Below are 24,406 nucleotides of genomic sequence, written 5' to 3' on the forward strand. Positions count from 1 at the left end.
TCCTGCTGCAGGCGCTGCGCGGCGGCGTAGTGCTGTCCCGCCTGCTGCTGTGCAGGCCGCCAACTTGTTGCTGTTCTCCTGGAGCTGCGGCGCGTATTGCTCGGAACTGAGCCGCGCCCCGCCAGCGGCCCCCAGGCCGATCAGCAGAGCGGCTGTGAGCACTAGCGCAAAAGCCTTCCATGAGATGAGGTTCACGCGAGCACTTCCTTAGCACGCGCCCACAACTCCAGGCGCTCGCGCTGACCATTAAGGCCACCATTGATGCGGCGGGTGATCTGCTCGAACTCGCCGGCATCAGCAAGTTCGTTCAGGCCTCGGCCACTCCACCACCAGACGGCCGACGCCGTAGCCCACTCGACCTGCTCGAGCAGCTCCGGCCTGTCCAGCAGCGAGACGCCAGGGGCAGCGCCAGTACGGCGGTAGTTCTCGCGGCCGGTTACCTGAATCAAGCCGCGGCCAAAGAATCGACGGCCATCGCCTGGTTCCATGTTGCCCACGTCCTTCCGGCCTTCATAGCAAGACTGCGCGGGCGTCGGACCCCAAATCTCCTTCACCCACTTCAGCTGACCAGACTCGTGCCCGATCTGGGCAAGGAATGCAGCCTGGTGCGCCGGCGTGTTGATCTGGCACCGCTCCATCGCCCTGTTGAGCGCAGGAACAGAAACGCCAGCTCTCTGGCTGGCATTGGCGTAGATGCGCAGGAGCTGCGCTTCGGTGAGTGGCATCTGCTTCTCCTGGTACAAAAAAACCGGCACACCTGCCGGCTTTCGGTAGAATCTGGGCCAACTGCTGTTCGATGGATGGTGTTAAGCCATCAGAATCCGCGCAACGGAATATTCAAATGCTTGGAACGATCCGATTTCTTCTTTCATTTTGCGTAATTGCATTCCATTTGACTGCAGCCATTCCAAACTTAGGACAGCTTTCGGTCAACTGCTTTTACGTCATAAGCGGATTCTTAATATCACTCGTCCTCAACGAGTCTTATCAGTTCAAACTGTATCCTTTCGCCGCAAATAGGTTCTTGCGCCTCTACCCGTCATATTTCGCGATCGCAGCATGCAGCGTAGTCTTCTGCGTGGCACTTTCTGGCTACTCTCAATTCCACATCTCCTGGACTTCCAGCATCGGTATAAAAGACACTCTCGGGAACTCTCTAATTTTCCCCTGGGCTCTCTTCTCCGACGACGTTGTTCCAGTTAACTTCCTTGGATCTGGAGCGTTTGAAAGCACATCCCCGCTCTTCAGACTCGTCCCATCCACTTGGTCTGTTGGGGTGGAAATCGCCTGCTACTTCCTTCTCTGGCTTTACTCATCGCGTAGTGTCTTTGCATCACTTTCTACAGTGATGGTCGGGGTGCTATGGCAAGCTTACGTGATCAGCTCGGGGGCTGATATGCGCCTTGGATACTTCCCCGTCCCTGCAGCATTACTGCCATTCGGCCTTGGAGCATTGGCATATCATATCGTAAGGATCAGCAAGCCTAGAAAGCTGAGTGCACGCCAAGCAGTTCCCTGCACACTGCTACTCATAATTGCATTCTCGATAAATTGGAAGCTATCAACCTCAGTAGAGCAAATCGTAGGCTCAATCTATTACTACCTGAATAACGCACTGGCATTCGCTGGAATAATCCTAATAAATCGATCCAGACAGGACGGATCACTTGGATGGCTAGACAAGTGGCTCGGCGACCTTGCCTACCCAATGTTCTTGGGGCAGTACGTATTCGGATTCATCGCTTGGAAGATTATCGGAACCGACCATCCTATAAGAAGCATTCAGGTATTCGCACTTGGATCAACCATCACCATAATCGCCAGCATTGCTGTGGTGCACTTAGTTGACCGGAGGCTAACGAAAGCTAGAAGTGGAATTAGAACATCAGCAAGCCAACACTCCTTGGCAGGCAATGCTGTCTGATATCTGGGTCGGCCACACCATTTCAGGAAGGCCGCCTATCATTTCCTCGACGGACGTAATATCGCACTCACCGGTGTCGTCTTCAGCTAGTAACGCAGCCCCATAGGCGCAATATTTATCACGCCACTAAACCCCAGCCTGCCAGAAGAACTTCGCGGGACCGTTGCCCATCTGGCGGCGGTAGGTGAATCGCGACTCCTGCAGACCGATGGCCAGCAGCATGGCGATCATGTCGGGAATCATCTTCGAATCGTCGCGGCCCTGATACACGGGCTGCTCTTCGGTAAAGCTCCATTCCGCGCCGTCACCAAAAAGGAATCCGCCGACGAGTAACTGGTTGCCCTGCCCCCAACGCTTATTGCAGGACCGATGGAGCCCGGTACACTGGTCCTTCGCCGGGTCGTCGGTCGGGTTGTCGTCGCGGCACTATACGAGATAAAGCCCGCAGCAGTGGAAGCTGCGGTCACCTATGAGCATGGACTGGCCGCTTGAATTTTCTTATCGACAACAACCTCCTCCGTCTCTTGCTAGGGCCCTCAACGAGCTCGGCAAGGCTGATGGTCATGCGGTAGTCCCTTTTGCGGGACAGCCCCATGAGCACACCAGACGTAGATTGGATCGCTGCACTTGCCGCGGAAGGAGGGTGGGCTGTCATATCGCAGGACAAGTTCACGAAGGGGGATATCGGGCGGAGAGCCTTTCGTGAAAGCGGCATCCCGATTTTCTGCCTTGCGAAGCAAGTGAGGCCAAGAGGACTACTGGAAGAAAGCACATAATCTGGTTCGTTGGTGGCCAGTAATCATCAAACAATCATCACTCATTAGTGGTGGCGCAGCGTTCAAGGTCAGTTGGCGATTTACCGAACCTGAGAAGTTCGAGCAGATCAGAATATGGGCCCCGCACCGTGAGGCTTTTGTTTCTGGTCTGTCTAAACCAGAACCTGTCTCGTACTGGCGATCAGCTGATTGACCTGGTGCACAACTGATTCATCAGTAGGGACTTCAGGCCCCCTTCCCTCCGGGCAAGGCATCTTGGGCGTTGTGCCGAACAATCTGCAGATGAGCGGCCGCTGCTCGTAGGCCTCGCATCCATTCGGACCAAGGTGGACACAGTTCCACTCGGCCAGGGCCGCATCATGTTCGGCCTCGCTCTTGGCTGGCAGCCGGGCCAACTCTACCGAAGACGCAGTGACCGGCCCGCAGCAGTCGTGACAGCCAGGCTTACACTCAAAGCCGGGGATTCTCCGACGCAATTGATCAATCCTGCGGCTCACACTGTTCATTGTCGCGTCCTGGTTGGGGGCGCGGATTATACATACGCGCCCACCCGTCACCTTCGGCCAGGAGGTTGTCACCTCAGCGCCAGAGTGCAGACAGTTCCAACACCTCGTAACCTGAGATAGGTTCTATAAGGCAATCAGCCGCCGGTGCAGCCGATGTAGGCCTCGTTGCCGAACTCCTGGGCCGCTTTGAGCTTGGCTTCAGAACCCTCCACGATGGGCCTCTTGTATGCCTTGGCGGCAATGCTCATCGCCACCTTCTTCTGTGCTGCGGGAACGCCCGCCTCGTCCATTGAACGAGAGAGCTCAAGCATCGTGAGCCCAAGCTGGCGTGCCTGCATGGATGCTTCCGCTGCGTCAGCTACTTCTGCACAGGTGTCTCTTTCCGCATGGGCCAGCAGAGCGACCGAGGACAGCACAACAGTAGTCAAAATCCGTTTCATAGAACCTCCGTTAGAAAGCGGTATTGTGCCAGTTTGCTCATCCTGTCAGTCAATCAAAACGGCGCAGGCTGGTCGCGCAGGTACTGCACCTTTAAGTCGGCCCGTAGGTCCTCCCCTTCTCCTTGGGCGCCCTCGCCCTCCTCCTCGGCTGGCTACCACTCCAGCACTGCTGTTGCGTCTTCGAGCTTGGTCATCACCACCAGGCCGTCCGTCTCTGCCAGCTCCCCCATCTCCTGGCTCCACGCCTCATCTGTGTCGCTGTCCAGGCGCCAGATCACCACGCGCCGATCGGCCGGAGCCTTGGAGCTTCCTACCATCGCCGAAATCCGTAGGCACAACCGGTCCAGTTCATGGAGGCCGCTTTCCTTGGTTGCCGAGACCGCTTGCTTCGTCATTGCCATTGCTCCCCGCCAATACTGTATGTGGCGCCGTATTCAGAGGCGAATCATCCCTCAACGGCTTTCCGACTATCTGACGCTGTGGAATTTCCATACGGAAGCGTATTGACATAATCCATACGTCTTCGCATGACTTGCTCAACGCCAACGTATTACGGCGCCAGGCCACCGAGCCGACCGCTCTTTAACAACACACTCAATGACGAACACAGCACCTGTCGCTACCAGAGACCGGCGCCCCCATCCAGAGGCCAACTGAGGGGCAGAAGGGTGGAGCCCGGCGAAGCGCCAAACCGTGTGAATGACCCGGCAAGCAGGTGTGAAGGTCGGCTCCGCCCGCAGTGGCTCCGGCGGAAAGCATCACTGAAGCGCCTTCCCTGGAGGGCGCTTTGGGATGTGCAAGACGCTAAGAACAGGACAGCTTTCGCAGGCAGGCAGCCGAGGCAGCCCCACCTATAGCTCCAGCTATGAAGAATATGGGGATGACAGACCAAAGCGGGGAGAGGATAGCGCTTGCAGCCATGCCCGCGAGAGCGCCGGCAATTAGCCTAAATGGCAGCGCTAATGGCTCTCGCTTTCCTATCGCTAGCAAGAGCACCCCATAGAGCAGTCCGCAGAGTAAGGCTGGCATGGAACCCCAGTAGTACACGAATAGAGTGAATAGCACGACAGCTGTTAGAACGCCGCTGAGACTCGCGGAATGCCACCCATGCCCTAGGAATTTGGCGATTAAGCCAGGCAACAGGGTGCCGAAAGCTCCGAGGGGTGGGCCAATCAGAAGGAATGACAAAGCTGCTTTACGCAACAGCCGAAGATTCGACCATTGCAACCGCCCTACGGTAGCGCCGCGCTCGTCCATGTTTGTCCTAAAACTCCCTGCGCCAAAGCCCGGCGCCTAAACGACGCTTCGAATTCAAGCAGAAAAGCTGAGCATGCGCTGAGCGGGACGGAAAGAAGATGACCACGCAAGCAACGAACTCCCTGACCTGGACACAGCCCTTCCCGCACGTCAGCCGCCTAGGCACACCCGGTGCCCAGCGCTGGGCGACCGTCAGCAGCTACGCAAAGTCTCTACACGTCCTCAGCCGGTGGCAGCCAGGCTGCGGCCTCCCCCCGGACACTGACAACTTCGAAAGCCTCGAAGCCGCCCAGATCGCGGGGGAGTTATGGTCGAGCGAAGGATAGTCATAGGATGAAGGAACGGGAGGTCAAGCCCCCGGCTGATTGGACTCGGCAGCTAGTTTCGAAACCTCACCGCCCTCCTCAGCAGGAGGAGTCGACTCATCTAGAGCTGCACTTTTCATGGGCCTGTTTTTCAGAAGCGAAATGCCCCAGCAGAGACAAACGAAAGCAAAGCCGTAAGTGATTATTGAGTCAGGGACCTTTTTAAGTAGAACCCCCAAAAGCCCAATCATCAGGAAGCCAAAGGTTGGCTTCGGGTGAGTAATCAAGCAATACAGCAACACGATGGCCAGCAGAACAACGAGCGCGGCGTAGATCTTCGTCACAACGGCGAGTACGGCAAGCGCAACGCAGCCCTTAAGAAGCAATCCGCCCAGTTTCCCTTTAGCCAATTTTGTCTCCCGATATTCAATTGCCCTTTCCCTGTGCCGCTCAGGCAGCGTGCACGCCTTATCTCGAATGATAGCAAGACAGCATCACTCAATCAGGCGATTCCACAGAACGGCCGGCGCTTCGAGTGTAAGCACAAACAAGCCACCACCCAGACGAGGTGATCGATATGCAACAGCTGAACATTCGCCCGCCGCTAGCAGAGCTACTGACCCAATCCGCCGCCGCGCGCTGCTTTCCAGGAGCGTCGTACCGTCAAAGTGGAGAAACCGGCCTTCCAGATCAAGTCTGCTGGAAAGGGCTTCTGGCACATCGTCGACAGCGCTACCGATAAGGTTGTGGGCTTCCGGCGCTCCTGGGCCGATGCGGAGGCTTACGCCAAGCGCCTCTCGACCCTCAAGCGCAACGACCTAGGAGCTGAAGGCTAATTGGGTAATTCAGGTCGGGAGGGCGCAGTGGCAGCGTTGTGCTTATATTTTCATGTGACCCAGAACTTGGAGCGGATCATCGTGTGCCCTCGCTCAACCACGCCAGCTCATCAAGACTCAATCAAGCACACTGTTTGATCGAGTAGGAGCGCCACTTCGCGCGAAGCGATGGTCGAGGGGCGCAATCCACCCGAATGGGACAGTCATCCTTCGCGTTTGGCGAGATCGCATATTGCATTGAGCGCTTGCCAAATCACCCCGGACGCCAATGCGTACAACTGACACATTTGCAGAAGTACGAGCACGACCCAAAGAATCTCGGTTACAACGAGCGCTTAGCGCATGTCGAAGCAATTCAACAAGGTGCGCCGTGTCTTCTGGTTCTGTGTGATTCTGTAGACCCTGAAGCCTCGACCAGGCAGATAAAAAAAATTACCCGAGACCCGCTATATCGCGGCGGACTATTGGTTCAACACGACCACGATTGGTGGATCGAAGTCGGCGAAGACGTCAGATTAGCCACCCTGCTCTCCCCCATTTGATAACAGTGCAATGACGCTCTACAACGTAGGGGAAACAGGCACATCTCGGCGTCGTTCAATCCGGCACTTGGAGCTGCGTGATGCACTCGCTGAGTTAAGTTCCCGCCAGAAAGTAAACGTAGCTGCGATCCGCTGCACTCGCGGCACGTTGTTCTATTTCCTAAAGAGCTTTGCCAGGAAACTCCAGAACCGGGACCGCGACGGCGCGTACTCGTGCCAGCGCTTGTTAGCTAACTCAAGCGCTTCCTGGTGAGCTTTCAACTGCGGGAGAAAGTCGGGCGAGTCCTCGTCGTTGCTTTCAACGAACTCATCCAGGGCTCGGATCTTGGCGTTGATCTCTGCATACAACCGGTCCGACTCGGCCATTTCCTTGGCGTTCATGCTGACTCCTTGTTAGCGAGTTTCGGCGTGGAACGGAGATAGAGCAGCGTAGCCGTCAGAGCAACGAGGACATAGGCGAAAATCTGCCCCCAGAGCACTGCTCTTTGGCGCAACACAACCTTGGCGCTGAATTCCTCGTTCAGTCGCTTGGCCTCTTCCATCGCAGCTCCGCCATTTTTTAAGCCGGCATTCAGTTTCGCCACGAAGGCGACCCTATCCTCATCAGAGTTGAACACCGCCCTGGGAAACTGCTTCATTAGAACGCCACCTACGCCACCGATCAGAACTGTGCAGAAGACCAGCGAGCTGAGCAGCAGAAACACCTTCACGAATCGCATCACCACCATCCCTGAGCAGCGCAAAAAGTTCGCCGAGTCTACGACAGCGGCGCGGCGGCGCTCTACCAGTTGCAGGTTCGGTTATCGATCAGGTCGATTGGCAGCAGGACAGTGTCGAGCACTGCAGAGAATGGCAGGTCAACGATCCTCAGAGGCCCCACCACATCCCAGGACTTCAGATCGAGCTGCACGCCAGTGTACGGGCATGGATCGAACAGATGCCCCAACGAACTCGCGCAGCCATTCGTGCTGAGCACCACAAGGGCAACTGATATCGCCCTGAACCACACCCTCATATGAATCCGCTCCTTCGTTGGAGCGAGAACCCTGACGACCAGCCCCCATCGTCGCAATAGGACGTTTCCTAAGTGCGGCGCGGCGGGGCTCCACTCTGGAGAAGCCATGAAAGACGTAGCGATTTTGTTCGCGCGCCAGGACAGCAACTACAAGGCAATGGCCGGAACTGACGTATTCGACACAGATCGCGACGCCCGCACCTTTGCCGGTGACGTGTCAGTTGTGGCACACCCGACGTGCCGAATGTGGGGGCGGCTTCGCCAGTTCGCGAAGGGACGGCCTGACGAAAAAGCGCTGGATATCTGGGCAGTCGACCAAGTCAGAACGTGGGGTGGTGTGCTTGAACATCCAGCGGAAAGCACGCTCTTCAATCACTGCCACATGCCTCATCCCGGCGAGTTTCCCGACGAATTTGGAGGGTGGACAGTCGAGATTGAGCAACTCCACTGGGGCCATCGAGCAGAGAAGGCGACCTGGCTGTACGTCGTCGGCTGCTCTCCATCAGGCATCCCAGTAATCCCATGCCGTACAGACAAGCCAACTCACTGCGTCAAGCCAACCAAGAGCTATCCAAGGCTCCTTTCAATCACCAAGGCCAAGCGGGAACACACGCCACCGGATCTGGCTGAATGGCTGGTTGAACTGGCTAGATGTACTGTGCGGCCAGTTCTCAATCAACGATTCGGATGATTGAGAACATGGTACTGGCCTGCCGCAATAGCCTTTTGAACGATATTAATCCTATCCGCGTTAGCCTGCTTCCTAGTTCCAGAAAGTGTCACCATCACCCGGCCTACAGCAAAGTTCGCGTTAAGTGCAGCGCTCTCCACATCCGTTGGCTGGTTGCCATTCCTAATACGATCGCGGCCAGTGCCACGGAAGTGCCCAAGGATCTTTGCGGAGGGATAAGGAGGACTGTCCTCACCACCAATACCTGATCGGCCAACGGTCTCATACCGGTAGAAGACCTTGGTGTTGTCGAACACGATCTCGACGATTCTGAAATCAGGCATTTCCCCTCCTTGATCCGGCCCCATGCCGGGCCATCCGAACCTATCCCACTCCATGCCATTGCGCCACTACGGCGCGGGGAGCATAGGGCTATCCCTTGAACTCAGCCCCGTAGCAATGCTTGCCGAGCGAAAGCCGAGTCCTGAGCGCTGGAAAAGGTGGGGGTCGCCTCTGCTTCGCCGGAGCCATATATGAGCTCGCGGAGGGCAAGTTCTTCAGCGTCAGTGAGTTGGCGAGAAAGACCGAGCTCAGTAGCTGAGCGCAGTTCAGACAGTTTGTTGATCCGGATCATTGCGAGCACCGCAAATTCATGCAGGCGCGGATTCTATTCTCGCAACCCTACCCCGCCATCCGACTCAAGTCGCATTTCAGCAAGGCGCTCGCCAAGCGGCGACGAACGGCACCGAAGGATATGACCACCCCGCCCCGCCGATGAAGCATCGCCCGATGCCGACGGGACGGGCCAGCCGTATCAGTAGACCCATTCCCCCTAACAAGTTCCGCGCCAGCAGGCGCAAGGATTCATCATGCCCAGAAATTATGAAGAGTCGGCCGCGGCCGGCTTCGATCCCGTCCCACCTTCTGCCGCGGCACCAGAAAAGACTCCGAGAATGAGACTGTCTGCGCTGCTGGCCTGCCCTTACGAAGGTTGCCGCATTGAGGCTATCCGCCTCAGCTCACGCCAAGCAGCAATACCGAAGACACGGCAAACGCGCCTGCAATCAGGGAAAACACGCCGAGCGCTACAACGGCATCGTTACTGCTAATCAGATCTACCAGAGCGGACATAGCTTTCATCTTCAGATCCTTTAGGCAGCGCTCACTGCGCCTGACTTAAGTCTCTTCCTCCCCGCTCGACACCCCACTGATAGATATCAACGCGCGGCCGTTTTCACCAACTCCCCCCAAAACTTAACCCGCCGGCACCTGCTGGTGCAGAGAGGTAACGCCATGGGCGCTGCTGAGAAAATCACGTACCAAGTACAGCCTGGAAAGTGGTTGCGACAGGAACTGCCGAAGCCCATCTGGGGAATCAGCACCGATGCCGCGAAGAAATACCACCTGGCCGGCGTATGGCTGGAGGACAAGCATTGGCGGAAGGCCCCCGCAAACCGCGTGGTCTACTGCTGCAAGGCAATCGACGAGTGGCTGGAGGGCAAGCTGTGACATCGGCAAAGGCAAAGCTCCCCGTCGGCGTAGACAAGCTGCCGGAGGGCATAGAACTCAACGGCAGCAGTGTTCGAATCCACTTCATGTACCGCGGAGAGCGCTGTAGGGAAAAGATCCAGAGCGCCAAGGTGTCCAAGGCGCTCATACGTTACGCCGGCAACAAGCGGTTGCTGATCGTCACCGAGATCGCCGAGGGCCGATTCGACTACGCCGCCCACTTCCCGGAATCGAAGCGGGCGCTGGCCCTGGCCGGCGTCAGCGGCGCCAACGCCGCGCGAACGGTGAAACAGGGTATAGATCGGTGGCTGGACGTCTAGCGCGCGAAGAAGGCAAGCAGCACTGTCGACAACTACGTCAGCAAGGCTGGTCACGTTGAGCGCTGGGCAGGTTCACGGAAGATCGTGGACATCAGCAAGAGCGACCTGGATCTGTTCCAGGCGGGACTGTTGAAGAAGGGCCTGGCGCCCAATACGGTGAACGACATCTTCACCGTGGTCCGGGGTGTGTCGGCGACGGGATCATCAAGAGCAATGCGCTCGAGCGGATCACCAATATCGAGGCGGACGACGAACAGGAGACGGCCGCCCCGTTCACGCGGGAGGAGATGGAGAAGATTGCAGCCGGGGACCCGGCGCGCATGGCCAGCGTACGCATGGTGTTGTTCAACTGTTGGGCCGGACTCAGCCTGAGCGAGATCATTGCCCTGGGCGTCGACGACGTTGATCGAGAGGCTGGCGGGGTTTGGGTACGGCGCGCCCGGGTGATCAGCGAGTCCAAGGCGCCGAAGGAGCGTGCCCGCCTCCGCTTCGTCGAGCTGATCGACCCAGCCCTGACCCTGCTGGACGATATCCTCAAGGATGCAGAGGCCGCCGCGCCAATGCAGATCACGGTCACTCAACGGGACAACGTGACGGAGAAGCAGGAGGAAGCCCGCATACTGCTCCGGAACTGCATCAGCGGGTTGCACTGGGCGGCGAAGACAGTCAGCAAGTGGTTTACCCAGCACCTGAAGCGCTCGGGCGTTCGTCACCGCGGCGCGAACCAATGCCGGCATACATTCGCAAGTCAGGCTCTCTCGAGTTATGTCCCTGTCGAGTGGGTAGCGCGCTAGCTCGGGCACACAGACACAACGATGATGAGTAAGCACTATGGCCGGTGGATTCCGGCGAACACCAAGAGCACGGCGGCGATTGTGTCGCAGATGATGGGATTCAGAGAGCAGGCCTAGGAGGGTGCAGCGGGGCCTGTAAGTGCTGGAATCTGTCCTAAATGGCAGATCCAGAAAAGACAAAGCCCCTGAAACTCTATGAATTTCAGGGGCTTCGGCCATATGTAATGGCGGAGAGATAGGGATACGACATAAAACCATCAATCACCACAGAACCCGCACAGAATCTGCATCTCACGGGTGTTTTACGTACAATAAATACGTACAATCGCTACGTAACCGATGAGAATTCAACATGGCCCATAACCTTGAACTGCAAGGAAGCACGTACCACGTGCGGCTTGCCATCCCCCCTGACGTGCGGAAGGCCTTCGGCGGTCGCCGGATATTGTCACAATCGCTGAAGACCGGCGTCCACCGCGAAGCAATGGAGCTTCGTCTTCCAATCCTTGCCACCTGGAAAGCACAGATCAAACTGGCTCGCCAAAAAAACTCGCTTCCGGAGGGATGGCAAGACAAAGTTCAAAAAACAGTGGCCGAACTTGAAGAATTTAAACGAAACCGAAAACTGAAAATTATTGGGGAGCCACATCCGCCGATTAACGTTTCAGCAGCAGAGGTCGAGGCTTTCGAAAAAAAATACCCAGGCATTGTTAAAAGGCTGGAGAAACTCGTTGAACAGGAATTCCCCAACGGCATCGCAGGCGACCTAAGAATTCAAAACATGCTGCACGAGGCGGCAAAGTTTTCTTTGTTTCTAGATCTAGATACAAAATACAAACTACAGCCAGACCAGAAGAAAGAACTAGATGAAATACTGTCCAGCCCGCAGACATATAAACCAAAATCACCAATTACCAGATCTCGCCTCGCTGCATTCAATGCATTTCGTGACAGCAGGAAAATCGCAAAAAAAACGATTGATCAGCAAGATTCAAAACTGAAGAAACTGTCCGATTATCTTACAGAAACTGGGAAGCCATTGGACTTCGATTCGGTTTCAGCCTGGATTGACTCGCTGAAGCTATCAAGCAAGACCCTTGCACAATATCTTCTATCCGGTAGCGTGTTTTGGAAATGGGCCATGAAATATGATGAACGCTGGCGAATTGATCATAAGGGCAAAGCAAACCCCTTCGAAGGGCATGATTTACCTGTAGTACGTGGCACAGCACGTGTAATGGCCCAGCGACGCGACTTTTCCATGACTGAAATAAAGTTGATTCATTCGGCAGCAGTAAAATCGAATCAATCAACCCTTGCAGATATCATCCTGCTCGGGACATATACCGGTGCTCGAATAGAGGAAATCTGTAAAATCCAGAAACGAGATTTAATAACGATTGATGGCGTAGAAAGCATCGATATAACCGACAGCAAAACTGCAGCTGGCGTCAGGGTTGTCCCCATCCATCCAGCAATTAAAGAAGTCGTATCCGGCCTCATCGAAAGATCAACCGATGAATTCCTAATCCCAAGCAGCAGCCGCAGCAAATACGGAATTCGTTCAGACCCATTCGTCAAGTCTTTCGGCAGACTCAAGACTTCGCTGGGATTCGGCCCTGACCGAGTATTTCACTCCATACGGAAGACTGTCATAACCCAACTAATCAGGGCAGGTGTACCAGGCGTACTGGTCGCTGAGTTAGTAGGCCATGAGACTGGAACTGTGACGTTCGACGTCTACAGCCAAGGTGCGTCAATTAATCAGAAACTGGATGCATTGCTGAAGCTTCCAGCACTAAGCTGATTAATTATTATTGTAAGTGGCGTGAAGGCATTTAATATGTGCAACGAATTTGTTTCACGCCCCCATCAATGGCATGGGTAATAGTAAGACCGGCTGCCGAGCCTCAGTCCCCGTGCCCCTTGTTTTGGCACCATCGAAACGCCCCTTTCCCCCGCCCCTCGCCCCTCGCCCCTACGAAGCCCGCTTCCTGGCCACGTAGAAGCGTTTTCTCGCTGTTTTAGTGTCTCCCCTGCGGTATGCCCCCGATGAGCTTGCCATGGCCCTTAGGCGGCCTTGCTGCTTACCCTGAGGTGTCAAATCACCACAGTCGTTTCACGGTGGAAAGGCTGACACTGAGTTGATTGGCGACTGCTGATTGGGAAAGTCCGTCCGTCTTCAGTTTCTGCACTGCTTCTGATGATGCGGCTTTCGGACGCCCGAGCTTCGTACCTGTAGCCTTGGCTCGTTGCAGCCCGGCTTGGGTTCGTTCGATCAGCAAGTCGCGTTCGAACTCTGCCACCGCCCCTAGTACCTGCATCGTCATTTTCCCCGCTGCCGATGTAAGGTCGACGCCACCCAATGCAAGGCAATGAACCTTGATGCCCTTGGAGTGCAGCATCTCGACTGTTGCACGTACATCCATGGCGTTTCTGCCTAGACGGTCAAGCTTGGTGACGACCAATACGTCGTCATCTTCCATTTTTGCCAACAGACTTTGAAACCCTTTCCGCTCGGAAGTGGGCACGCTGCCGCTGATCTGTTCTTCGACAACCCTAGCTGGTTTGATGTCAAAACCGGCCGTCTTCACCTCGTGCAGCTGGTTTGCTGTGGTCTGATCTGCTGTCGATACGCGGGCGTAGAGAAAAACGCGGCTCATCGCGGACACCTGTGGTCAAAAAGGTGGTGTCATTATTGGCGATAGGATCAAAATGTCAATCCCATATTTTTGACACCAATTCGCCGTAGTCCATGTGCTGGTGTCAAATACGGTCGTTTGTTGTACCTATGTCGATATCCAGTGAATTATGTTGAATCATGTATCTTCGTACGCGCAGCAACGACACGAGGAAACAAGGATGGTGGACTTCAACAAGCTCAAATCGCAGTCCCAGCGGCCCGCGCCAATAGATCCGCTGGAAATCTTCCGGCGAATGCCGAAACCGCAAGGTATTAACGACCTGTATACCAGCCAGGCAGAAGTCCTGGAGGCATGGTTTAACCGCAGGAACGAGCGGGATACGGTCGTAAAGCTACATACCGGAGGCGGGAAGACGCTCGTCGGTCTGCTGATCGCACAGTCGACGCTGAATGAACTCAAAGAACCCGTGCTTTACCTTGCGCCGACAACACAACTGGTCAATCAGACGCTGGATAAAGCTCGGTCTCTGGGGATCGCCGCAGTGCCTTACGCTCGGGGTAAGCCACTGGCGGATGAGTTTGTGAACGGCAAGGCCATCATGGTTGCGTCTTACAAAGCGCTATTCAACGGCTTCAGCAAATTCGGCGTCCGGGGCGGCCGTATGCCGATCAAGACTGGGGCAGTGATCCTTGATGACGCACACGTAGCTTTTTCTGTTGTACGCGAGTCGTTCACGCTCGAAATCTCGTCCAAGGAAGATCAGGAGCGGTACGACGCACTGTGTACACTGTTCCGAGCCTCATTCAGGGACATCGACCGGCTAGGAACCTTCGACGACACCGTTTCCGGTCGCAGCAACGTTGTAATTGAAGTGCCTTACTGGGCATGGCAAGAGCAGATCGATGCAGCTCGTGAGTTACTGCGCTGCGATGGCGATGACACCCCGTTCGCCTGGCCGCTGCTACGCGACAACCTACATCTGTGTCACGCACTGATCAGTAGCACGGCATTTACCGTTACATCGGTACTTCCGCTGGTCAGCAGTTTTCCAACCTTCGCGGATACGCCGCGCCGCATCTACATGTCGGCCACCATCGCCGATGATAGCGAGATTGTGCGGACATTCGATGCCGACCCGCGCCACGTTAACAATGCTTTAACATCAAGATCGCTGGCAGGGATCAGCGAACGCATGGTCCTGATCCCGAGCCTCATGAAGTTCGACTTCAACGCAATCGAGGTCACGAAGCAATTGCTGCAAGATGTCGCGCGCAAAAACCTGGGCGCCATCGTTCTTGTCCACTCCAACTATGCAGCCGAGGCGTGGGAGGATGTCGCCGAATTTGCCGAGGGCCCAAGCCAGGTCGAAGAAAAGATCGAGGCGCTGCAGTTGCGCAAGACTAACGGTCCGGTTGTTTTTGCAAATCGCTACGATGGCATCGACTTGCCCGGGGACTCCTGCAGACTTCTTGTCATGGAAGGTCTTCCGGCAGGCACGTCTGATTATGAATTATTGCGCGCAGCCACTCTATACGGTGGCGCCACGATCAGCCGTATGCTTGCGCAACGCATTGAACAGGGCATAGGACGTGGAGCACGCGGAGCAGGTGACCATTGCGTCGTGTTACTCGTCGGCTCGGACTTGGCTGGATGGATCGCCAAGGACGCCAACTTCAAGCTGCTTACAAGCGCGACCCGCGCTCAATTGGAAATGGGTTCAACAGTCAGCAAAGAAGTGAAAGACGTTAACGATCTATCCCATACGATAATGCTGAGTATCCAGAGGGATGCTGGCTGGGTCGATTATCACGCGGGCACGCTGGCAGAGATTGTTGAGCAAGATGCACCTGATCCCAGTCGTTTCGACGTGGCAGCGGCTGAACGCAAAGCTTTCAACAACTGGGCTGACGGCTACTTCGACAAAGCGATTGCCAGGCTAGATCAGGCAGCGAATGCGCAGGAACCACCAGACGATCAAACACGTGGCTGGCTGCTTCAGTTGGCAGGACGTATCGCAAACAATTGGGGGCAAAATGACCGCAGCGACGAGCTGCAACGTGCGGCATTTGCTGTGAACCGCAACCTCTTGCGTCCGCGTATCACGCCGCCCTACCGACCGCTACCCATGCCTGGGGCTCAAGGTGCAGCTATCGCGTATCAGCTGCGCGGGTACCGCATTCGACGCGGCCTGCTGCAACACTTTGACCAAGTGGTCTCGAAACTCAACCCCAATGCCTCTGCCAATCAATTCGAGCAAGCGTTGACGGAGCTCGGAGGCCTGATAGGCCTTTCGACAGAACGTCATGATGATGGCGGCGAAGGGCCGGACGTCCTGTGGCTGCTGCCAACCAAAACAGCGCTGATTCTAGAAGCCAAGAGCCGCAAGCTGGACAAAAATGCATTGACCAAGGAAGAACACGGTCAACTGCTCGTAGCAGAGCAGTGGTTCGACAAAAATTACGCGGGATATACCTGCCTTCGCGTTGTCGTTCATCCAACGAACAAGGCAACTGCCGCCGCTGCCGCTCATGGCAGTTATGCCCTTACCATAGATCGGTTAATGGCGCTGGCTGCAGATGCCCGCGTGTTGCTGAAAGAACTATGTGAGTCACAACTAACCGATATCGAGTTGGAGGGTCATTGCCAACAGCTGATCGACCGATCACCTGTCAGGGCGGATCGACTGGTTGGGTATCTGACACCTTTCGTCGAAGCTTAAACGCTATCAAAGTAACTCGACAAAATTGCAGCCCATCAGGATGACCGATGGGCTCGCACAAGGAAGTAATTACACAATGGAAAAGCTGCATTTTCAGGTCGACTCACGACTTGCCACCTTGCTGAGCCAGGAATATTCATCAACTGAAAAGGCATTGAAAGAGCTGGTCGACAACGCTTGGGACGCGGATGCCGAGCAGGTATACATCTCCCTACCGGCGCCCCTGAGCAACGAACCGATCATCATTGCCGATGATGGAACCGGTATGACAGGCCAAGAGCTCAGTAGCCAGTATCTGAAAATCGCATCAGATCGGCGAGTAAGGCGAGGGGAACGGACTGCCAGGAAGCAGAGACCGATCAAAGGTCGCAAAGGTGTTGGAAAATTCGCCGGCCTTATGGCTGCCTCTGTGATGAAACTAACAACCCGAGCACGTGGCAGTGAAGTCAGTTTTACTCTGAGCCTGGACGAGTTGGAGCAAGTGACAGATATCGAACATCTGCCCATCAGACCCACTGTTGAAGTTTGCCCCCAAGACCTGCACGGAACCGAAATCATACTGTCCAGCTTGCATCAGGGATTGGTATACCCAAATCCAAATCGACTTCGACAACTTTTGATCCAAGAATATGGGCGACAAAAAGATTTTACCATTGTTATCGATGGCAAGCCTTTGGCCATTGATGATTTAGAGGGAACTTACACCGAGGATACTGCCTGCCTCCCAGAAGCAGGTGATGTGGCACTGCGTTTCTCCATCAGCAGTGGAAAAACAGGCCTTCGCGAACCGGGCATAACTCTGATGGTCGATGGTAAGGCCGTTGGCAAGCCAAGCTTCTTTGGGCTCGATCAATGTGATGATTTCCCGCCAAAACTTCTTCGAAAGATGTATGGGGAAATTGAAGCTGACGGGTTAAGTGAACATGTCACAGCAGGCTGGGACTCTGTGGTGGAGAACAGCGAACGGTTTCAGAAAGTCGCTGAATATGTACAGGAAAAACTGCGTACGGCCTTTACTGAGACTCATGGAACAGAAATCCGTCTGGCCCATGCACGCTTACAGAAAACAGTCCATGAGCGATTAGCTGCATTACCGGAGTTCAAGCGCGCCTACGCAGACCGAGCCATTAAGAAAGTACTCGAAAAATATTATGACGAACCATCCAACAAGGTAGAGTCGATCGTTTTTGTTGTACTAGAAGCATTGGAGCGTTCCGATTATCGAATCGTTGTCGAGCATTTAGCGGAGGCCCCACGACGTGATGTAGTCGCGCTGGCGGAATCTTTGGACTACTTTGGATTGGCAGATATGGCATTCCTTGTGGAACAAGCGTTAGCTCGTTCTACGTTTCTTGATCAACTGGAGCAGTTGACTATCTCTGACAATACCCTTGAATCGACTATCCACAAGGCAATCGAACATAACCTTTGGATTCTCGGCCCAGAGTACTCGCTATTCAGTTCGAACAAAACCTTGCAACGCCAGGTAGAAGACTACTTGATGCAATCATATCAGGGGGAACTGGCAAGCAAGCGCCCAGATCTTTTACTGAACGAGAACCTGAACGGTGAGTATCTATTGATTGAATTCAAACGTCCATCGCATGCGCTGAATTTCTCGGACTACCAGCAAGCCACTGGCTACCGACATGACTTTATCAAGCACGTCAGCAAACCAGTCAAAGTACTTATCATAGGTGGGAAACGGTCGGCGGATTATCCCATGCAGAATATGGAACCCAATGTATCCACAATGCTTTTTTCAGACATAAACTCTACAGCACGGCGACAACTGCAATGGCAGCTACGGATAAAAAGCCAAGAATAGCGGTGTTCCACACAACTGTAATGAAGCAGGAAGCCATAATTTCGAATCGTATAATTACGAAGATCCTGTTTTCAGCTGAATCTCCGCATCTTCAACTAACGAAGATGGACTGCAATTCAGGGCGTCAGCTAGCTTGAATAGAATGGTGATCGTCGGCTGGTTCACACCACGTTCAATCAGACTGACATAATTTCGCTGGATATCTGCTTCATGAGCAAGCTGCTCTTGGGTTAACCCCATTTCCTTCCGCCTTTTGCGGAGAGCCTTTCCGAACGCTTCGATAATATCCAAGTGACCCCCCTTCCACAGGGGAACTGTCACGAAGCTACGCGCCAAGGTCTTCACAACATATTGTGAATTTTCCAAATACGGGGCACCATGACAGCCGAAACGACGACAAGCCATCGGTCAAAAGGAAATGATGATGAAGAAGGTGTATTTCGGTCTGTTCCTAGCAGCTTCCTCGCTCCCAGCAGGCTTCATTACAGGCGCTTTGGCGTTTCAGTACGTGATTGGAACAGGCTGGCCTGGAGCGATCCAAGTTGCCGTGAAGGTCACTGCAACCGTGCTGGGGCTCGGGCTGTTCGTATTCTTGGGCGGGCTGGTCACGAAAGTAGAAGCCGTGAATCCCTCGACTGGTGGCGAAGGCTGGACCAAAAAATGACTATGAAACGCATTCGGCCCATCACCTGGATTTGCGGAGCGGTGTTGACTGCGGTGGCGAGCGGGGCATGCGCCATTGGACCGATGGAAATGGGCGATCTGAAAGAGCGTATCGCTGAGGCAATGGCATCTGAATCTTCAAATGACGCCATCGATATCAAGGTGATACCCGGCGAATGGCAAGCCAATCAAGCCCGTGCAAAAGTCAAATACGATAAACCCCATTATTATGCTGGAACGTTGAAACGGATCGCGATGCGGAACGATTCAGATGCTGATTTGGTGCTTGATGCTGGAGCTGGAAAGGAAATAACCGCGATACTGTTCCCTTACCAACTTGGGCCGTGGGTGAGAAATGCAGACGGTAAGTTTTCCCCACAAGGAGGTTTAACTACGATGGAGTTCGCCGCACAGTATGATGCTGGACAGAAATTCGCTCTGCACTGCAAACAGGCGTTGCCAGTTATGCTGATGGATTGCTTGGCCATGCCCGTTGAGGTTCTGTGATTTTATAAAACCCCGTGAATACGGGGTTTTTCATATGATTCCAAAAACGCTGCATGCTAAGAAAATATACATTCCTGCTGAGATGCAATAAATTGTAGCTGGAAGTGATATTGGTTGCATTTTTGACCCCCTGGAATATCTTGATTTTTCAAATTCTTGGAATTTTTTCTTTGCCCTTCGGGATCGCCTTGTCGTCCATCTTGTGGACTCTGGCGGCGATAATCAATATTTCATCTTCAGAGTTTTGGTGGATTTGAAATTCTTGAATATTTGAAGGTTTTGTATTTTTGAAATTATTAATTCCGTTGAAGAATGTTTGGGCGAATTTATCCTGTCACGGATAAATTCGAAGAATGGTTTGAAGACCGTCCCGGTTCGAATCCGCAATTGACTGCGTATCCATATTTCTATGGTGACGCTCGCCGGGGTAGCCCGATCGGCGATTATTGTCAGTTCTCTGGTGTAGCTACGGAACCCAACTGAATCCATTGCGGCGAATTTCAGTTGAGTCGGCGGTTGAATTTTTGCAGAGCCGCCATCCTATTGGAGTCCGTTATTTTCTTGTTCCTAGTGTGGCGCAGAGGCTGCCGCTTTTACCGATTCCAATTTCCCGGCAAAAGTCTGGTGGTAGCATGATCGCATAGAACTCCACACCCGGCGCGACCAGTCGCCTTTTGGAGTTTTCTATTCGGATTTTTAGTCGAGAACGGTTCCCGACATTGACAGATAAATGGGTTTATTGCGAAGCCAGCCAGCTCCTCGCCGTCGACAGATTTCGATACCCACTTGTATTTATATGACTTAAACGTAGTTTTCTAGAAATTTACAAAAAATATTCTGCCAAAAATACACAATGAATCAGGATCGCCCCAAAAGATTGCCATACTTGCACTGATGAATTTACGAACAAAGCAGATCGCAGAATTAGTGCGGCAGCTCGAAGGCTTGCACCCTTCATGCAAATCAAGATTTTTAATAATCTAGTTCTTTTTAATATCAGTATACAGGGCAGGCCGAGGGAATCTAAACAGAACACCGAAAAATTCAGCGCCATGCGCTGCAAACTACGTAGAACGGTATACGCTTTAAGGAATGCTCGCGTGCCGTATCTCTAGGCTGCCCGAGCGATACTGGACATGGCAACGAAGCCGGAATAGCTGATAGATTCGCCGGAACTACAGGAACGGAGTCTTGACGGTGGATGCGAAAAACCTGGAAGTTCTTCGTCAACTGAAGCGAGCCATGGACGAGGCGAAGGCAGAGCCCACAGCTACAGCCCAATCCCGTCCGCACGTGCCTGGACAGGGCTTCAGCGAAGAGTCGGAGCGAATATTTCAGGAACTCGCAAAAAAACGCCTCGGGCTTCTGATTGATGACGTTACAGGCGATATTGTCAGTGATCCATCCCAACGCCGTACTGAAGCAGAGCGATCCCAGCGCCAGCAGGACAGGCTGAACCGGCTCAGCGAAATCAATCGCGCCCTCAGCGCTACAGAAACAGCCAAGACGAAGGTGTCCAATGGCGGAGCAAATCCTGAGCGTCGCCAACCGGTACGGGATAAAAATTCCGTCCGAACAAAGCCAAAAACTCCCTGGCCTACAGAATCCGTTTTCAGGCCAAATGCAAAGCCGAAACCGGTACCACCACCGATAGTAGCCCCAGCACCAAAGCCCGTTTCGCCGCAGGGTCCGGCGCAATGGGAAACCAAAACTTGCCGGTTCTGCAAATGCAGCTACGTTGTCAATCTGCTGTGGAAGCGGATTCCTATCATGTGCAAAGGCTGCCAAAACGAACGCAGGAACAGCCACTATCAAATACCGGAAGGAGACACCCTCTACACCACTACACAGGTCTTTCATGGTGGAGGGCCCGGAACAGGACGCCGGAAATGACGCAGACGAAGACAGGGAAAAAGAAACGCGCCCCCACCCGGAAACAACGTATCGCCAAGCTGGAGCAACAAATTGCCGAGCTGGAAAAAACCCTTCCTGACGCCGACAAGCTGAAGGGTGGGAGGATCGAGCGCCAGATTCGCTTGCTAAGCGAGCAACTCAGAATCGAAAGGATTCACGCGGTCTCGAAGTTCAGCAGTATTCGTCGATACGCGGTTTCAGGATGCTATGGCACTGGAAGGCGGACAAACTAAACAGCCCTGGAAGCCCCGCCCGAAACACGGTCAGCAATGCCATACCATCAGCACGTCCTTGCTCTGCCACCTAGGTTGCAGGCGGCCACTGCACCAGAATTTTCTACGTACAATCGCTACGTACAGCTACCAAAGAAAAAGCCCCGCAAACCATTGATTTGCGGGGCTTTTCTGTATATGGCGGAGAGATAGGGATTTGAACCCTAGGAACTGTTGCCAGTTCAACGGATTTCGAATCCGTCCCGTTCGGCCACTCCGGCATCTCTCCGTGCGGCGCGCATGATACCAGCTTGAAGCCTGAAGGCGAAGCCCTGTTTCAGGATTTTTTTCGTGGTATCAGGCGCTTGCGTGCGCTCGTCAGATCAGAGCGGTACGCCGAGGCGATGGGCTACTTCTTCGTAGGCCTCGATAACGTCGCCCAACCCCTGACGGAAGCGGTCCTTGTCCATCTTCTTGCGGGTTTCCTTGTCCCACAGGCGGCAGCCGTCGGGGCTGAATTCGTCACCGAGGACGATCTTGCCGTGGAACAGGCCGAACTCGAGCTTGAAGTCCACCAGCAGCAGGCCGGCGTCGTCGAACAGCTTGTTCAGTACTTCGTTGACCTTGAAGGAGTAGGCCTTCATTTCGGCCAGTTGCTCAAGGGTCGCCCAGCCAAACGCCTGAACGTGGGATTCGTTGATGAACGGGTCGCCCAGGGCGTCGTTCTTCAGGAACAGTTCGAAGGTCGGCGGAGTGAGCTGCAGGCCCTCTTCCACGCCCAGACGGCGTACCAGGCTGCCGGCGGCGTAGTTACGCACGACACACTCGACCGGGATCATGGCGAGCTTCTTGACCAGCACTTCGTTGTCCGACAGCAGGGCGTCGAACTGGGTCGGGATGCCAGCGGCTTCGAGCTTCTGCATGATGAAGGCGTTGAACTTGTTGTTCACCATGCCTTTGCGATCAAGCTGCTCGATGCGCTTGCCGTCGAACGCCGAGGTGTCGTTGCGGAACAGCAGGACGAGGCGGTCGGCGTCATCGGTGGTGTAAACCGACTTGGCCTTGCCGCGATAGAGTTCTTCGCGTTTTTCCATGATGGGCTCCGCTTGCTTAGGGGGTGGGCTCAGGCGATGGTGCGCCAGTCGAGTCCAGAATGCTGATCGGCTACCTGCAGCCAGTCCGGGTCGCACCCAAGGGTGTCGACGAAGCTTTGCCGGGCCAGCTGCGGCGAGTTGTTCTTTTCGCTGAGATGCGCCAGCACCAGGTGCTGCAAGCTTTCCCAGCCCAGCTGGGCCACCAGTTCGGCGGCCTGCCGGTTGTTCAAATGTCCCCACTGGCCGCCTACACGGACCTTGAGTGGGTAGGGATACGGACCGCGGGCCAGCATGTCAGTATCGTGATTCGCCTCGATGATCAACGCATCGAGGCCACGATAGCATTCCAGCACTTGCGCCGTGGCGGCTCCCAGATCGGTGAGCTGGCCAAAGCGCTTCCGGCCATCGGAAAACACGTACTGCAGGGGCTCTCGCGCATCGTGGGAGACGCTCACCGCAGTGACTTCCAGGTCTTTCAGTACCAGGCGGTCGCCGCATTTGAGCAGCCCCGCCGGTGTCACCGGCTTGCGCATTCCCTGCAGGGTGCCGGCGCTGAGGTACACGGGTATTCGATGGTGCCGGGCCAGCAGTTCGACGCCGTTGATGTGATCGGAGTGCTCGTGTGTGACCAGTACCGCATCCAGCTGCCCGGGCTCTAAGCCCAGGCGCGCCAGACGGCGGATGGTTTCACGCAGCGGGAAGCCGCAATCGATCAGTATCCGGGTGTCAGAACTGCTCACCAAGGCCGAATTGCCCCGGCTTCCGCTCCCCAGGACCGCGAAGTGCATTCCGCATACTCTCCTGGAGTTTTTCCAACACGCCCTGCGCCACGTCAGCCGGTGCGGAGGTGTTGATGTCTTTGTCGACGGTGATCTGGACGGTGTTGCTCACGCTGGTCAGGCGAACCTGGTAGCGCTGGGCCTTGGCGTCCTCTTCTTCCTTGGTCTTCTCGCCACCGCCGAACAGGCGGCTGAAGAAGCCAGGCTTGTCTTCGTCCTTCTTCTTCGCGCCTTCGGCGATGTTGACGTAGTACACGCCCAGGCTGCGGTTGAGGTCGTCGACACGGATGTCGGCGCGATCCAGTGCACGGCCAACGCTGACCCAGGCACGGTCGAAGTCGGAGTCGACGGTCAGTACCGGGTTGCCGCTGCCGTCCTTGTTCAACTGGACAGCGCCGGGGGTGTCGTAGTCCGAGTGCGCGGCGAGCAGGGAAACGGAGCCGCCCTTCTCGGCGCTGGTGGTCATGCTAGCGATCATTTCGTCGAGCAGCGCGGCGTCCAGGCTCGGTACGGCCGGCTTGGTCGGCCAGTCACCGCTGGCGGTGCTACCGGCCGGGCGGGTTTCGCTCAGCACGTAGACTTCACTGGTGTTGGTCTGCACGCCCGGCTCGATGCGCACGCGAACGCGCGCTTCGCTGTCAGGCTCGACACCCGACACGCGGCTGCTCAGGCGACGCGCCAGGGGCGCGGAGAGCTGCGACAGCGGCTGCCAGTTGGTGCTGAATTCGCCAGTCTGCGGACGTTCGTTGGCGATGGAGAAGCCGTTGTCCTGGAAGAACTGGTGGGCGACCGGCCAGACTTCGGCCGGCGGACGCTGGGCAACCAGCCAGCGCGAGTCGCCGCTCTTCTGCAGGCTGAAATCGCTGACTTCGCCAGCGCCGGAGAGCGGCTGCGGACGCGGTACTTCGAACTCGCCTTCCTTCTCGGTGCTGGTGGCGACGTTCATCGGGATCGGCAGCAGCGGGTCAAGCTGCTTGCTCTGCATGCCCTCGGGCACCTTCATCGGTGCGGTTTCGCGGGCGTTGAGGTAGTCGTCACCGCGGTCGCGGAAGTAGCCTTCCGGGCCCCACAGCCAGCCGCAGCCGGAGGTGTTGCCGATAACCAGGGCGAGCGCAGTCAGTCCTGCCAGTCGCTTCATGCGAGGGAGCTCC

28 protein-coding genes, 1 tRNA gene and 2 pseudogenes are annotated in these 24,406 nt (G+C 55.2%); 13 read left to right on the forward strand and 18 right to left on the reverse strand.

Annotated features, from left to right (window positions below; genetic code table 11):
- Positions 1–191: 191 nt before the first annotated feature.
- On the reverse strand, positions 192–725 hold the full coding sequence (locus ACKI1H_RS27690; RefSeq protein ID WP_440466977.1) for a glycoside hydrolase family 19 protein: 534 nt from the start codon (positions 723–725) through the stop codon (positions 192–194).
- 116 nt (positions 726–841) lie between these two features.
- Here ACKI1H_RS27690 and ACKI1H_RS27695 point away from each other — a divergent pair, with 116 nt between their 5' ends.
- Entirely contained in the window at positions 842–1,924 is a 1,083-nt protein-coding gene (locus tag ACKI1H_RS27695; protein WP_440466978.1) for an acyltransferase family protein, read from the forward strand.
- A gap of 126 nt (positions 1,925–2,050) precedes the next feature.
- Here the strand turns inward: ACKI1H_RS27695 and ACKI1H_RS27700 are convergent, their stop codons facing one another.
- Positions 2,051–2,194: a hypothetical protein gene (locus tag ACKI1H_RS27700; protein ID WP_440466979.1), complete on the reverse strand. Its 144-nt coding sequence runs from the start codon at positions 2,192–2,194 to the stop codon at positions 2,051–2,053.
- Positions 2,195–2,239: 45 nt separating this feature from the next.
- A pseudogene (locus ACKI1H_RS27705) lies at positions 2,240–2,344 on the reverse strand (phage minor tail protein L); the annotation flags it as partial.
- 68 nt (positions 2,345–2,412) lie between these two features.
- On the opposite strand from ACKI1H_RS27705, the pseudogene ACKI1H_RS27710 reads away from it, so the two are divergent.
- Positions 2,413–2,815 (forward strand): annotated as a pseudogene (locus tag ACKI1H_RS27710) (hypothetical protein); the annotation flags it as partial.
- Between the two features lie 37 nt (positions 2,816–2,852).
- On the opposite strand, the gene ACKI1H_RS27715 reads toward ACKI1H_RS27710, so the two are convergent.
- The 7 genes from ACKI1H_RS27715 to ACKI1H_RS27745 all read right to left on the reverse strand — a co-directional run bounded on the left by ACKI1H_RS27715 (position 2,853) and on the right by ACKI1H_RS27745 (position 7,709).
- Positions 2,853–3,206, reverse strand: coding sequence for a YkgJ family cysteine cluster protein (locus tag ACKI1H_RS27715; RefSeq protein ID WP_083196226.1), 354 nt, complete (start codon positions 3,204–3,206; stop codon positions 2,853–2,855).
- Between the two features lie 134 nt (positions 3,207–3,340).
- Positions 3,341–3,646 (reverse strand): hypothetical protein, encoded by a 306-nt coding sequence (locus ACKI1H_RS27720; protein ID WP_440466980.1) that lies wholly within the window; start codon positions 3,644–3,646, stop codon positions 3,341–3,343.
- Between the two features lie 152 nt (positions 3,647–3,798).
- A complete protein-coding gene (locus ACKI1H_RS27725) occupies positions 3,799–4,047 on the reverse strand; it encodes a DUF1654 domain-containing protein (RefSeq protein WP_440466981.1) in 249 nt (82 codons plus the stop codon).
- 1,205 nt (positions 4,048–5,252) lie between these two features.
- Positions 5,253–5,618: a hypothetical protein gene (locus tag ACKI1H_RS27730; RefSeq protein WP_440466982.1), complete on the reverse strand. Its 366-nt coding sequence runs from the start codon at positions 5,616–5,618 to the stop codon at positions 5,253–5,255.
- 1,121 nt (positions 5,619–6,739) lie between these two features.
- Entirely contained in the window at positions 6,740–6,967 is a 228-nt protein-coding gene (locus tag ACKI1H_RS27735; RefSeq protein WP_440466983.1) for a hypothetical protein, read from the reverse strand.
- A complete protein-coding gene (locus tag ACKI1H_RS27740) occupies positions 6,964–7,305 on the reverse strand; it encodes a hypothetical protein (RefSeq protein ID WP_440466984.1) in 342 nt (113 codons plus the stop codon). Before ACKI1H_RS27740 ends, ACKI1H_RS27735 begins: the two co-directional genes overlap by 4 nt.
- A gap of 62 nt (positions 7,306–7,367) precedes the next feature.
- Positions 7,368–7,709, reverse strand: a complete 342-nt coding sequence (locus ACKI1H_RS27745) for a YceK/YidQ family lipoprotein (protein WP_440466985.1) — start codon at positions 7,707–7,709, stop codon at positions 7,368–7,370.
- On the opposite strand from ACKI1H_RS27745, the gene ACKI1H_RS27750 reads away from it, so the two are divergent.
- Positions 7,708–8,292, forward strand: coding sequence for a hypothetical protein (locus ACKI1H_RS27750; protein ID WP_440466986.1), 585 nt, complete (start codon positions 7,708–7,710; stop codon positions 8,290–8,292). The two genes, ACKI1H_RS27745 and ACKI1H_RS27750, sit on opposite strands and share 2 nt — an antisense overlap.
- On the opposite strand, the gene ACKI1H_RS27755 is transcribed toward ACKI1H_RS27750, so the two are convergent.
- Both ACKI1H_RS27755 and ACKI1H_RS27760 read right to left on the reverse strand, forming a co-directional pair.
- A complete protein-coding gene (locus ACKI1H_RS27755) occupies positions 8,277–8,615 on the reverse strand; it encodes a hypothetical protein (RefSeq protein WP_440466987.1) in 339 nt (112 codons plus the stop codon). The genes ACKI1H_RS27750 and ACKI1H_RS27755 overlap by 16 nt on opposite strands.
- A gap of 670 nt (positions 8,616–9,285) precedes the next feature.
- A complete protein-coding gene (locus tag ACKI1H_RS27760; RefSeq protein WP_440466988.1) occupies positions 9,286–9,411 on the reverse strand; it encodes a hypothetical protein in 126 nt (41 codons plus the stop codon).
- 153 nt (positions 9,412–9,564) lie between these two features.
- On the opposite strand from ACKI1H_RS27760, the gene ACKI1H_RS27765 reads away from it, so the two are divergent.
- The 4 genes from ACKI1H_RS27765 to ACKI1H_RS27780 all read left to right on the forward strand — a co-directional run bounded on the left by ACKI1H_RS27765 (position 9,565) and on the right by ACKI1H_RS27780 (position 12,701).
- Complete coding sequence (locus ACKI1H_RS27765; protein ID WP_440466989.1) at positions 9,565–9,780, forward strand: DNA-binding protein; 216 nt, start codon at positions 9,565–9,567, stop codon at positions 9,778–9,780.
- A complete protein-coding gene (locus ACKI1H_RS27770) occupies positions 9,777–10,100 on the forward strand; it encodes an Arm DNA-binding domain-containing protein (RefSeq protein WP_440466990.1) in 324 nt (107 codons plus the stop codon). Before ACKI1H_RS27765 ends, ACKI1H_RS27770 begins: the two co-directional genes overlap by 4 nt.
- Positions 10,101–10,387: 287 nt before the next feature.
- Positions 10,388–10,894, forward strand: coding sequence for a tyrosine-type recombinase/integrase (locus tag ACKI1H_RS27775; protein ID WP_440466991.1), 507 nt, complete (start codon positions 10,388–10,390; stop codon positions 10,892–10,894).
- A 352-nt stretch (positions 10,895–11,246) separates the two neighbouring features.
- Complete coding sequence (locus ACKI1H_RS27780; RefSeq protein WP_440466992.1) at positions 11,247–12,701, forward strand: tyrosine-type recombinase/integrase; 1,455 nt, start codon at positions 11,247–11,249, stop codon at positions 12,699–12,701.
- Positions 12,702–12,999: 298 nt separating this feature from the next.
- Here ACKI1H_RS27780 and ACKI1H_RS27785 read toward each other — a convergent pair whose 3' ends face one another.
- Entirely contained in the window at positions 13,000–13,557 is a 558-nt protein-coding gene (locus ACKI1H_RS27785) for a recombinase family protein (protein ID WP_316130007.1), read from the reverse strand.
- 199 nt (positions 13,558–13,756) lie between these two features.
- On the opposite strand from ACKI1H_RS27785, the gene ACKI1H_RS27790 reads away from it, so the two are divergent.
- Both ACKI1H_RS27790 and ACKI1H_RS27795 read left to right on the forward strand, forming a co-directional pair.
- A complete protein-coding gene (locus ACKI1H_RS27790) occupies positions 13,757–16,258 on the forward strand; it encodes a DEAD/DEAH box helicase (protein ID WP_316130006.1) in 2,502 nt (833 codons plus the stop codon).
- A gap of 76 nt (positions 16,259–16,334) precedes the next feature.
- Positions 16,335–18,086 carry an ATP-binding protein gene (locus ACKI1H_RS27795; protein ID WP_226285789.1) on the forward strand — a complete coding sequence of 584 codons (1,752 nt, stop codon included), beginning with the start codon at positions 16,335–16,337 and terminating at the stop codon, positions 18,084–18,086.
- A 54-nt stretch (positions 18,087–18,140) separates the two neighbouring features.
- Here the strand turns inward: ACKI1H_RS27795 and ACKI1H_RS27800 are convergent, their stop codons facing one another.
- A complete protein-coding gene (locus ACKI1H_RS27800) occupies positions 18,141–18,377 on the reverse strand; it encodes a helix-turn-helix domain-containing protein (protein WP_226285788.1) in 237 nt (78 codons plus the stop codon).
- Positions 18,378–18,510: 133 nt separating this feature from the next.
- Between ACKI1H_RS27800 and ACKI1H_RS27805 the strand changes: the two genes are divergently transcribed.
- The 4 genes from ACKI1H_RS27805 (at position 18,511) to ACKI1H_RS27820 (ending at position 21,403) form a co-directional block, all read left to right on the forward strand.
- Positions 18,511–18,750 carry a hypothetical protein gene (locus ACKI1H_RS27805; protein ID WP_316130004.1) on the forward strand — a complete coding sequence of 80 codons (240 nt, stop codon included), beginning with the start codon at positions 18,511–18,513 and terminating at the stop codon, positions 18,748–18,750.
- A complete protein-coding gene (locus tag ACKI1H_RS27810) occupies positions 18,747–19,256 on the forward strand; it encodes a hypothetical protein (RefSeq protein ID WP_440466993.1) in 510 nt (169 codons plus the stop codon). The genes ACKI1H_RS27805 and ACKI1H_RS27810 overlap by 4 nt, the downstream gene beginning before the upstream one ends.
- A gap of 1,197 nt (positions 19,257–20,453) precedes the next feature.
- Complete coding sequence (locus tag ACKI1H_RS27815) at positions 20,454–21,149, forward strand: hypothetical protein (protein ID WP_440466994.1); 696 nt, start codon at positions 20,454–20,456, stop codon at positions 21,147–21,149.
- Complete coding sequence (locus ACKI1H_RS27820) at positions 21,146–21,403, forward strand: hypothetical protein (RefSeq protein ID WP_316130000.1); 258 nt, start codon at positions 21,146–21,148, stop codon at positions 21,401–21,403. The genes ACKI1H_RS27815 and ACKI1H_RS27820 overlap by 4 nt, the downstream gene beginning before the upstream one ends.
- Positions 21,404–21,581: 178 nt before the next feature.
- Here ACKI1H_RS27820 and ACKI1H_RS27825 read toward each other — a convergent pair.
- The 4 genes from ACKI1H_RS27825 to bamC form a co-directional block, all read right to left on the reverse strand.
- A tRNA-Ser gene (locus ACKI1H_RS27825) sits at positions 21,582–21,671 on the reverse strand.
- Between the two features lie 94 nt (positions 21,672–21,765).
- Entirely contained in the window at positions 21,766–22,476 is a 711-nt protein-coding gene (gene purC, locus ACKI1H_RS27830; RefSeq protein WP_045210340.1) for a phosphoribosylaminoimidazolesuccinocarboxamide synthase, read from the reverse strand.
- A 29-nt stretch (positions 22,477–22,505) separates the two neighbouring features.
- A complete protein-coding gene (locus ACKI1H_RS27835) occupies positions 22,506–23,264 on the reverse strand; it encodes an MBL fold metallo-hydrolase (protein ID WP_246084954.1) in 759 nt (252 codons plus the stop codon).
- A complete protein-coding gene (bamC, locus tag ACKI1H_RS27840) occupies positions 23,203–24,393 on the reverse strand; it encodes an outer membrane protein assembly factor BamC (RefSeq protein WP_440466995.1) in 1,191 nt (396 codons plus the stop codon). The genes ACKI1H_RS27835 and bamC overlap by 62 nt, the downstream gene beginning before the upstream one ends.
- Positions 24,394–24,406 lie beyond the last annotated feature (13 nt).

The organism is Pseudomonas sp. YH-1 (assembly GCF_051990045.1).
GTDB lineage: Bacteria > Pseudomonadota > Gammaproteobacteria > Pseudomonadales > Pseudomonadaceae > Pseudomonas > Pseudomonas nicosulfuronedens.

Coding starts and splice junctions, on each gene's coding strand:
- ACKI1H_RS27690 (WP_440466977.1), bottom strand. CDS start 725: ATGCCACTCACCGAAGCGCAGCTCCTGCGCATCTACGCCAATGCCAGC.
- ACKI1H_RS27695 (WP_440466978.1), top strand. CDS start 842: ATGCTTGGAACGATCCGATTTCTTCTTTCATTTTGCGTAATTGCATTC.
- ACKI1H_RS27715 (WP_083196226.1), bottom strand. CDS start 3,206: ATGAACAGTGTGAGCCGCAGGATTGATCAATTGCGTCGGAGAATCCCC.
- ACKI1H_RS27720 (WP_440466980.1), bottom strand. CDS start 3,646: ATGAAACGGATTTTGACTACTGTTGTGCTGTCCTCGGTCGCTCTGCTG.
- ACKI1H_RS27725 (WP_440466981.1), bottom strand. CDS start 4,047: ATGGCAATGACGAAGCAAGCGGTCTCGGCAACCAAGGAAAGCGGCCTC.
- ACKI1H_RS27735 (WP_440466983.1), bottom strand. CDS start 6,967: ATGAACGCCAAGGAAATGGCCGAGTCGGACCGGTTGTATGCAGAGATC.
- ACKI1H_RS27740 (WP_440466984.1), bottom strand. CDS start 7,305: ATGCGATTCGTGAAGGTGTTTCTGCTGCTCAGCTCGCTGGTCTTCTGC.
- ACKI1H_RS27750 (WP_440466986.1), top strand. CDS start 7,708: ATGAAAGACGTAGCGATTTTGTTCGCGCGCCAGGACAGCAACTACAAG.
- ACKI1H_RS27745 (WP_440466985.1), bottom strand. CDS start 7,709: ATGGCTTCTCCAGAGTGGAGCCCCGCCGCGCCGCACTTAGGAAACGTC.
- ACKI1H_RS27755 (WP_440466987.1), bottom strand. CDS start 8,615: ATGCCTGATTTCAGAATCGTCGAGATCGTGTTCGACAACACCAAGGTC.
- ACKI1H_RS27760 (WP_440466988.1), bottom strand. CDS start 9,411: ATGAAAGCTATGTCCGCTCTGGTAGATCTGATTAGCAGTAACGATGCC.
- ACKI1H_RS27765 (WP_440466989.1), top strand. CDS start 9,565: ATGGGCGCTGCTGAGAAAATCACGTACCAAGTACAGCCTGGAAAGTGG.
- ACKI1H_RS27775 (WP_440466991.1), top strand. CDS start 10,388: ATGGAGAAGATTGCAGCCGGGGACCCGGCGCGCATGGCCAGCGTACGC.
- ACKI1H_RS27780 (WP_440466992.1), top strand. CDS start 11,247: ATGGCCCATAACCTTGAACTGCAAGGAAGCACGTACCACGTGCGGCTT.
- ACKI1H_RS27785 (WP_316130007.1), bottom strand. CDS start 13,557: ATGAGCCGCGTTTTTCTCTACGCCCGCGTATCGACAGCAGATCAGACC.
- ACKI1H_RS27790 (WP_316130006.1), top strand. CDS start 13,757: ATGGTGGACTTCAACAAGCTCAAATCGCAGTCCCAGCGGCCCGCGCCA.
- ACKI1H_RS27795 (WP_226285789.1), top strand. CDS start 16,335: ATGGAAAAGCTGCATTTTCAGGTCGACTCACGACTTGCCACCTTGCTG.
- ACKI1H_RS27805 (WP_316130004.1), top strand. CDS start 18,511: ATGAAGAAGGTGTATTTCGGTCTGTTCCTAGCAGCTTCCTCGCTCCCA.
- ACKI1H_RS27810 (WP_440466993.1), top strand. CDS start 18,747: ATGACTATGAAACGCATTCGGCCCATCACCTGGATTTGCGGAGCGGTG.
- ACKI1H_RS27820 (WP_316130000.1), top strand. CDS start 21,146: ATGACGCAGACGAAGACAGGGAAAAAGAAACGCGCCCCCACCCGGAAA.
- purC (WP_045210340.1), bottom strand. CDS start 22,476: ATGGAAAAACGCGAAGAACTCTATCGCGGCAAGGCCAAGTCGGTTTAC.
- ACKI1H_RS27835 (WP_246084954.1), bottom strand. CDS start 23,264: ATGCACTTCGCGGTCCTGGGGAGCGGAAGCCGGGGCAATTCGGCCTTG.
- bamC (WP_440466995.1), bottom strand. CDS start 24,393: ATGAAGCGACTGGCAGGACTGACTGCGCTCGCCCTGGTTATCGGCAAC.